The organism is Mesorhizobium norvegicum (assembly GCF_004919685.1).
GTDB lineage: Bacteria > Pseudomonadota > Alphaproteobacteria > Rhizobiales > Rhizobiaceae > Mesorhizobium > Mesorhizobium norvegicum.
This window is the reverse complement of record NZ_SMYZ01000085.1, coordinates 23,383-30,737: the sequence shown is the minus strand read 5'-3', so window position 1 is coordinate 30,737 and position 7,355 is coordinate 23,383. Positions and strand designations below refer to the sequence as shown.

5 protein-coding genes and 7 pseudogenes are annotated in these 7,355 nt (G+C 59.2%); 6 read left to right on the top strand and 6 right to left on the bottom strand.

Annotation, left to right across the window (positions count from 1 at the left end; translation table 11 throughout):
• Nucleotides 1–168 precede the first annotated feature (168 nt).
• A complete protein-coding gene (locus FCU66_RS31960) occupies nucleotides 169–954 on the bottom strand; it encodes a maleate cis-trans isomerase family protein (protein ID WP_168992231.1) in 786 nt (261 codons plus the stop codon).
• A gap of 91 nt (nucleotides 955–1,045) precedes the next feature.
• Nucleotides 1,046–1,227 (bottom strand): annotated as a pseudogene (locus tag FCU66_RS42330) (ATP-grasp domain-containing protein); the annotation flags it as partial.
• 548 nt (nucleotides 1,228–1,775) lie between these two features.
• Between FCU66_RS42330 and FCU66_RS42325 the strand changes: the two are divergent.
• A pseudogene (locus FCU66_RS42325) lies at nucleotides 1,776–2,165 on the top strand (IS110 family transposase); the annotation flags it as partial.
• A gap of 37 nt (nucleotides 2,166–2,202) precedes the next feature.
• Here the strand turns inward: FCU66_RS42325 and FCU66_RS42320 are convergent.
• Nucleotides 2,203–2,469, bottom strand: a complete 267-nt coding sequence (locus tag FCU66_RS42320; RefSeq protein WP_246094118.1) for a hypothetical protein — start codon at nucleotides 2,467–2,469, stop codon at nucleotides 2,203–2,205.
• Between FCU66_RS42320 and FCU66_RS42315 the strand changes: the two genes are divergently transcribed.
• Entirely contained in the window at nucleotides 2,416–2,877 is a 462-nt protein-coding gene (locus FCU66_RS42315) for a transposase (RefSeq protein ID WP_246094116.1), read from the top strand. The two genes, FCU66_RS42320 and FCU66_RS42315, sit on opposite strands and share 54 nt — an antisense overlap.
• Before the next feature lie 71 nt (nucleotides 2,878–2,948).
• A pseudogene (locus FCU66_RS31950) lies at nucleotides 2,949–3,180 on the top strand (transposase); the annotation flags it as partial.
• Nucleotides 3,181–3,428: 248 nt separating this feature from the next.
• Here the strand turns inward: FCU66_RS31950 and FCU66_RS42310 are convergent.
• Nucleotides 3,429–3,642 (bottom strand): annotated as a pseudogene (locus FCU66_RS42310) (IS110 family transposase); the annotation flags it as partial.
• Nucleotides 3,643–3,748: 106 nt separating this feature from the next.
• Here FCU66_RS42310 and FCU66_RS31940 point away from each other — a divergent pair.
• A pseudogene (locus tag FCU66_RS31940) lies at nucleotides 3,749–4,192 on the top strand (IS3 family transposase); the annotation flags it as partial.
• Nucleotides 4,193–4,194: 2 nt separating this feature from the next.
• Here the strand turns inward: FCU66_RS31940 and FCU66_RS31935 are convergent.
• A pseudogene (locus tag FCU66_RS31935) lies at nucleotides 4,195–4,899 on the bottom strand (ISNCY family transposase); the annotation flags it as partial.
• A gap of 422 nt (nucleotides 4,900–5,321) precedes the next feature.
• Nucleotides 5,322–5,696 carry a hypothetical protein gene (locus FCU66_RS42950; RefSeq protein ID WP_246680284.1) on the bottom strand — a complete coding sequence of 125 codons (375 nt, stop codon included), beginning with the start codon at nucleotides 5,694–5,696 and terminating at the stop codon, nucleotides 5,322–5,324.
• Between FCU66_RS42950 and FCU66_RS42945 the strand changes: the two are divergent.
• Nucleotides 5,613–5,863: pseudogene (locus FCU66_RS42945) on the top strand (ectoine synthase). The gene FCU66_RS42950 and the pseudogene FCU66_RS42945 sit on opposite strands and share 84 nt — an antisense overlap.
• Before the next feature lie 42 nt (nucleotides 5,864–5,905).
• Nucleotides 5,906–6,838, top strand: a complete 933-nt coding sequence (thpD, locus tag FCU66_RS31925; protein ID WP_136621306.1) for an ectoine hydroxylase — start codon at nucleotides 5,906–5,908, stop codon at nucleotides 6,836–6,838.
• The last annotated feature ends 517 nt before the right edge of the window (nucleotides 6,839–7,355 follow it).

The window sequence follows — 7,355 nt, the reverse complement described above, 5'->3', positions numbered from 1 at the left end:
GGTTTAGTTCAATCAGATTTCAGACTTAAACGGTAGCTGAATCAGGTAAGCCGTGACACGCTTTAAATTAGGGCTTGCCTGTTCTTGATGATCCGCGCGTCAAGTTCTGATTGCGGGATAAGTTGGCTCGCATCATGGTCGCTTTTCGCGGGATTAGTAGGGTTTTCTTCAGTGCTCGCGTAGCAGGCGTCCGTATCCATCGAACTGATCGTCGATGCCGGCCAGGCGCAGGCATTTCCACATCATACCTTGGTTGCTGGTAACCACAGGCTTGCCGGTGTCTTGCTCGATCTGATCAATGACATCGATGGCGCGGAACCCACCGCAGCTCAAGAAGATGGCATCCGCGTCCGGGTGATCGATCGCCTTGGCGAACTGACGAATGTAGGCTGGCGTTACCCTGGTGATATCCTTGTCGTAAACCAGATTTAGGCCTTGAACATTCAGGAGCTCGAAGCCGCTCTTTTGCATGTACTGCGCTACGACCGACGTTACGTCATCAGTATAGGGCGTGCCCATCACGATCTTTTTGGCTGACACGGCGCGGAGCCCCTCGACCACACCGGTCAGGAGCGTCGTCGCATGCCGGTCAGGGTTGGCGCGCTTCAATTCACGGATGACTGCTTCTTCGCCCATTACCGCGGTCCCCGACGTGCAGGCATAGCAGATGACGGGAACTTCGAATTCCGGCATCAACTCCGCCGCCGATGCCGCCAATCCACTTTCCATCGCAGCCAGGTTTTCGATCGTGCAGCCTACCGGCATGGGCGAACGGGTGAAGTGCACACAGACGCCTTCCGGCGCCATGCGCATCATGTCTTCTTCGATCAGGTGGTCGCTTGAAATCAGGACAAAGCCTATCCTCGTGCGCCATGCACGGCCATTGTCGAACTCTGGCACCCAGTTCTCAGAGGCAACTTTCAGAGCCACCTGTGTTCTCGCCGCTTCCGTCATTTTCCACTACCTCATTGTCCGATGGCCGACATTCGTCCCGCGCACGATTCAATGTGACGGGGTTGTGAAACGCTGACGGGGAGATAAGGCGTCGGGAACATTCGAGGATCAGCGCGTCGAGATTGTCAGTATCGACACGGATAGCCTCAAGCTTTTCCGCCGCAAGATAAGCATATCGACCCGGATCGGCCGGCAAGGTAATTGGATGCAGACGAAGTCTCTGGGCCTCTTTCACGTATAGCAGACCAATACTCTATGGCCTTCAACCAGGATGAGCGCCTTGGCTTGGCTGCTAACTCAAACGTTGTGTACTGCTCAGGGGTCCGAGCGCAAATCGATATCAGCTTTTTCAGCCATGCCTGCCGCAGACTCTGTGGGGAGCCTATCATAGTCACCGATTTGCGGTCGTAAAGATTCTGTAAATTTATTTGCAGAATTGTTGCAACAGATCGAGGTTGCCATCGGCTGCGCGGTGCTCAATCTCATGCTCGCCTGTGCACGCCCAAATCCGTCCGCTGCAAAGAAACCGGGCATAGCAAACCGTTATCAAAGACCGAGATTGGGCACTTGCCGATCCGAGCACCAACGAATTCCATCGAGGACTTCGGGTGATCCTTGTAAAGCAGGCGAACGGTGACCTGCTGCGGGTAATTTCCTCCATTTGAGATTAGAGTCCGGCCTCGATTGAAGGACGGACTGATGAAAAGAAAGCGGTTTACGGAAGAGATGGGGTATTCGGTTCAGCTCCCTGAACGTCTGGCCCCTTTCGGATCATGACTTTTGCCTGATGCTCAGAGCCGACCTAGCAAGAGGAGATTGGCATGAGCGTTTATGCAGGACTGGATACTTCACTCGACACGGTAGCTATTTGTGTTATCGCTGAGACCGGCGAGATGGTGTGGCTGGGGACGGTGCTCGGTGACCCGGATGACGTGACGGCTGCACTTCAGCGATCGCGGGACGATCTTGTTCGCGTTGGCTTGGAAGCCGGTGCGACATCGGAATGGATTAGCGGACACCTGGTCGACGAGGGCTTCCCTGTCGTTTGTCTCGAGAGTCGACATGTCAAAGCGGCTCTGGGCGCGATGACGGTGAAGACGGACCGGAATGACGCGCAGGGGATTGCACAGATTGCGCGTACAGGTTGGTTCAAGGCAGTTCATCTGAAGTCCGTTGCCGGCCAGAGGCTGCGCACGCTCACCGCCGCCCGCAAGGCGGCCGTCAGGGCGGTCATCGCCAACGAGCAGATCATCCGAGGCTTGTTGCGTTCCCTGGGGCAAGATTGGCGCCGTCACGCGCGTTGGTTTCGAGGCAAGGGTTCGACAGCTGTTCGGAGCGGATCGGCTGTTGCTGGGTATCTTCTTGCAGATGCACAGGTGTCTGCGCGAGAACCTGGCGGATCTGCACCGCCTCGTCCTGAGAGCGGTTCGAGTGGATCCCATCTGCCGTCGCCTCATCACCATGCCTGGCATAGGACCCGTCACCGCGCTCACCTACAGGGCAACGATCGATCATCCCAAGCGCTTCCGCCGAACCAGGTCGGTCGGTGCGTATCTCGGCCTCACACCACGAAGATACCAGTCTGGAGAAGTCGACAGGGTCGGTCGCATCACCAAAGTGGGTGACAGTGAGACGCGAACAGCCTTGTTCGAGGCGGCCAACGTCATCCTGCGCCTAAGGACCCAATGGTCGAGCATGAAGGCTTGGCCAATGAAGATTGCCAAATCGACAGGGTGCAGGTCGCCTTGGCCAAACGAATGGCAGTCACCCTTTACCGCATGTGGGTTGACGAACAGGATTTCCGTTGGTCGGCAGCTTAGGCTGAGCTGTCCACGGAATAGCGAGCGCTCGATGCAGGGCGCGATCCGGACGAGTTCGCATGATCTATGGTTGCCGGTTCCCGAGCACGCCGAAGACCTTTGAACGGATCGGACCCACGGACACCATCATGCCGGCGGCCGCGTGCCGACCGCGAACAGAAGCAAAGAACCTGCATCGAACGTCACGACTTGACTGGAAAGCAGATCATCGAAATTTTGAAGGAACACGAGGCCGGGGTATCGGTTGCCGATCTGTGCCGCAAGCACGGCGTCAGCGACGCCTCGATCTACAACTGGAAGTGGATATTTGAGGCTCGGCGACTGAAGGCGCTGGAGGACGAACACGCGGCTGAAGCGGCTTCTGGCCGACGCCATGCTCGACAATGCCTCGTTGAAGGATCTTGTGGAAAGAATGTATGGTCCGCTCCGTCCGTGCAAGGGTTCGCGACATCGCCGCCGACGATTCCAGTTGCATAAATGTATCCGGCCTCTCGCGAGTGAGCTGCTGTTGCAGCCAGGCCATGATGAGATCCGCACATGCCGTTCCCAATAAATGGTTCGGGCACGAAGCCCGCTTTATTGCACAGCGCTTACGGCATGCTGCTCCACTGTTTCGTCATCACTATTCCTAAGCCTCGCAATCGGGCCGGAGCGTCAGGCGAAAGCAGGGTTCCTGCGCTCGTAGAGCGCTCCCGGCTTGGTCAGGACAACCCAGACAATGCTGGCCGTCTTGGCGGCAAGTGCGACAACAACTTTGTTCGGGCGGCTCTGCAACCCATCAAGCCAGCTTCCCAGGCGATCCCAGGTTCGATCTAGGTGACGGAAGCATGATCGCGCGCCATTGAACGAGCAGCTTGCGAACGTAGCGGCCATAGACGGCCGCAGGGCGCGGCGCATTGCGTGGGACATTGCAACCTCCTTTGTTGTGACTGCCCAGATGATGCTGCGGGAGGACGGGGCGGACCATCGCATTAATGGTAGGGCCCGCCGCCAAGCGCGAAGCCGTCGCGCATCTGCGGGCCGTCAAGGGCGTGTCGGAGCGTCGGGCCTGTTCCTTCGTCGGTGCCGATCGCAAGATGGTCCGATATCGGTCCCGGCGTCCGCCGGAGACGGAGCTGCGCACAAGGTTACGCGACCTCGCCAACGAGCGCCGCCGCTTCGGCTATTGACGGCTGTCCATTCTGCTCCAGCGAGAGGGCGAGCCATCAGGAGTCAATCGCATCTACCGGCTCTACCGCGAGGAGGGCCTGACGGTGCGCAAGCGCCGGGCACGGCGACGAGCGGTCGGCACGCGGGCGCCGACCTTGTTTGAGGCGAAGCCAAACGCGCGCTGGTCGCTGGACTTCGTCCATGACCAGTTCGCCTGCGGGCGGCGGTTCCGGGTGTTGAACATCGTCGACGACGTGACGCGCGAATGCGGATCGAGGATCATGCCGCTCCTGCCGGTGATCAGCTTGAGCTTATGGCCGTATTCGACGTCGCCGGCCAGCACCCGCGATCGCTCGCCACGCTCGGTCGTTTGCTTAAGATATGCCAAGGTCCCGCAGGCGATCGCGATCAGCTCACGGTAGAGTTGGACACGATTGGGTCGACCACGTGTGAACTAGATCCTGCGAGCGCGCTTCTTGAGCGCGCGGCGACGATCTCGCCATGCCAAGCTGGCATCGCCGACCAAGGCATCGGCTTGCTTCAGCAGGCGGACCGTGACCCGCACCGCATCCCACAGCAGGCTGCTGTCGCTTGGCTCATGGATCGGTGCTGCGGTGGCGGTGCTGTCCAGCCGCACGACACTCCCATCTTCGAGCTGCGTCTGCTGGGCGCTCGACAGCAGTGCCCGATTGATCTCTTCCCAGGTCTCAAACCGGATCGCGCTGATCGTCCCTTTCAGCACCGACTTCTGCGGGCTCCATGACCACCGGCAGCCGCCAAAAGCCCGAGACGATGCGGAGTCCTCCAGACGGAAGGCCAGCTCCTGATAGCTCAGTTGGCGATATTGCTTGAGGAGCGCGCAGCGCAATACCGCTTCGGCCGGCAGCCCTTGCCCTCCAGTGGCCTTGACGCCCGTCGACCCAGATCTCGCAAAATGATCGAATATACTGGCTTGGACGGCGCGTTCTTGGCGCATTGTCGGCTCCGGCGGTAGCAGGCCTTTGGAATCAGTGGCATGAGACTAAAGTTTACCTGAAACCCGCCGGGCTTTGCCCACGAAAAGCTACGATCTACCAAACAAAATCAAAAGCTTGTCGTTATGGACGGAAACTAGCCAGCTGGACACCGCACATCGAAGTATGAAAGCGCTTCAGTTTTTCGAAGACCAGCCACTCGCGCCTACATGGCAGTGATCCCTGATCGCGAAGACCTACCACTCTTGGTAGTTTTGTCGTTCGCGATCCTAGGGTAACTCGGCGGAGTTTTTCGGAAACACGCGTCCCGCAGTTCAAGTCCCGCCGAAATGCCCGCTTCCAGGCTACGCTGTAGAGAGAGCGTGCTGAGTCATTGAATCACTTCCTTGAGAAGGAGCCGACCATGGATGGAGTGATTAGCAAACTACACAATATGCACGATACCCAGCTTGCACGAACGCCTGATCAAGGCCAATGAGGCACTCGACGAGAATTCCTTGATTGCAGTCTGCTTCAGTGCGACCACTTCTCCAATACACGCAAGGTCGCCGAACGTGAGGACGACTGCGCGATCATCGGCTGGATCTCCGGCTATCTGGTGCCGGCCACCGGAGAAATGTTCGTCTGTCAGGTGGCCATGGATGAAAGCTGCCAACGCCAGAGCATCGGCTTCAGCTTCCACATCACAACTATCTATGCACGTGGGGAACTGCGGATGCACTACAAGAACCATCTGGAAAGCGTCTACTGCATCGACGCTGCCGGCTCCGCCGAGGACTGCGCGACCGGCGAGATCCACCGGATCCGCCCGTCGTGGTCTACGCGCTCGACAAGCGCAATAGGCACATCCTTCGTGCCGACGCGGACAAGCCCATGATCATGGCCTGCGTGTTCAACCCACCGGTCACGAGCAACAAGGTTTACCAAGAGGACGGCTCCTACGTAATGGAAGCCGAGGAGGCGTGAGGGAGTTCGCGCCGACGAAACCGTAAGAAGAAGGAGAAGAAGATGTCTGCAATCACCAATGCCGCTGAACGAAGACAGGACCCCTATCCGAGCCGGCTGCCCGAAGAGCGCTGGCTGCCCCGTCAGGACAAGACAGTGTGGAGCCAGTGGTGCCCCGACGCGCCGCTGACCGCGGAGCAGACCGACCACTTCGACCGCGACGGCTTCATTGTCTTGAGGGACCTCTTCTCGGAAGAGGAAGTCCAGGCCCTGATGCAAGAATCGGCGGCGTTGCGCGGCGGTGAGCGCGAGCTGGAAGAGGGCAGCGTCATCAGCGAGCCGGACTCGGACGAGGTGCGCACCATCTTCAAGCTGCCCGAGCAGAGTCCGCTCTTCAACCGGCTCGCAAGCGACCGCCGCGTGGCGGACACCGCCACCTATCTGCTCGGCGACGATGTCTATATCCACCAGTCGCGGCTGAACTATAAGCCGGCCTTCACGGGCAAGGAGTTCTACTGGCACTCCGATTTCGAGACCTGGCACGCCGAGGACGGCATGCCGCGTATGCGCGCCGTCTCCGCATCGCTGCTCTTGACGGATAACGATGTGCTGAACGGCCCCTTGATGCTGATGCCGGGCTCGCACAAGCACTTCATCGCCTGCGCCGGTGAGACGCCGGAGGACAATTACAAGTCCTCACTCAAGAAGTTGGAAGTGGGCATACCCTCGCACGAGGCGCTGGCCAAGCTCGCCAAGGAGCACGGCATCCATACCGCCACCGCCAAGGCCGGCACGCTAGTTCTGTTCGACTGCAACACGATGCATGGCTCGAACGGCAACATCACGCCGTTCGCTCGTTCGAACGCGTTCTTCGTGTTCAACGCCGTGTCGAACCAGCTCGTGGAACCGTTCGGCGCAAAGAAGCCGCGCCCCGAATTCCTCGGCTTCCGCGGCGAGCCTAAGCCGGTGGAGATAGCGTCGGGGAAGCTGGCGTAACATAGCGCTTGAGAGACAGAACTCCGCTCCAACAACAGAACCCAGGAGAGTACGGCCTAACGACACGACTTCAAGAGGCACGCGCCGTGGGGAACCGGCGGGAGCGCGCGCCGGCCATACAGTCGAGAAGATCGGCGGAAAATGGGTGAGCCGCGCGCGCGAGGCTCGCTTCATGCTGTCCCGCAATTACTGAGAGCGCTGTCCGCGAACTAGCGGTACCGGTGTCAGCATCTTTTGAAACACACAGCTTGACAATCATCGCTCGATGCGAGGGGGAAATCAGACTCCGTTCGGAGACTAGGATCCGTAGGCGGCGATCGCGAGCGGGTGGTCATGAAAGCCGAGCGAACCCCTCGGCCCTCACATAGCCGAGGCCGATCTTCTGATTTGAGTTCCTCATAATCCGTCCAATGCGGCTGGGTTGTCCCATGCCAATGCGACATTGATGGTGAAGGTCGCGCCGGCCGGATCGGCGAACGCGGGGAACTGCTGCAACAGGTGTCCGGCTAGACGGAGC

What these genes read in the sequence shown, in the direction of transcription:
- FCU66_RS42315 (WP_246094116.1), top strand. Translation starts at nt 2,416, where the DNA reads ATGCCTGGCATAGGACCCGTCACCGCGCTCACCTACAGGGCAACGATC.
- thpD (WP_136621306.1), top strand. Translation starts at nt 5,906, where the DNA reads ATGTCTGCAATCACCAATGCCGCTGAACGAAGACAGGACCCCTATCCG.
- FCU66_RS42320 (WP_246094118.1), bottom strand. Translation starts at nt 2,469, where the DNA reads ATGATCGATCGTTGCCCTGTAGGTGAGCGCGGTGACGGGTCCTATGCC.
- FCU66_RS31960 (WP_168992231.1), bottom strand. Translation starts at nt 954, where the DNA reads ATGACGGAAGCGGCGAGAACACAGGTGGCTCTGAAAGTTGCCTCTGAG.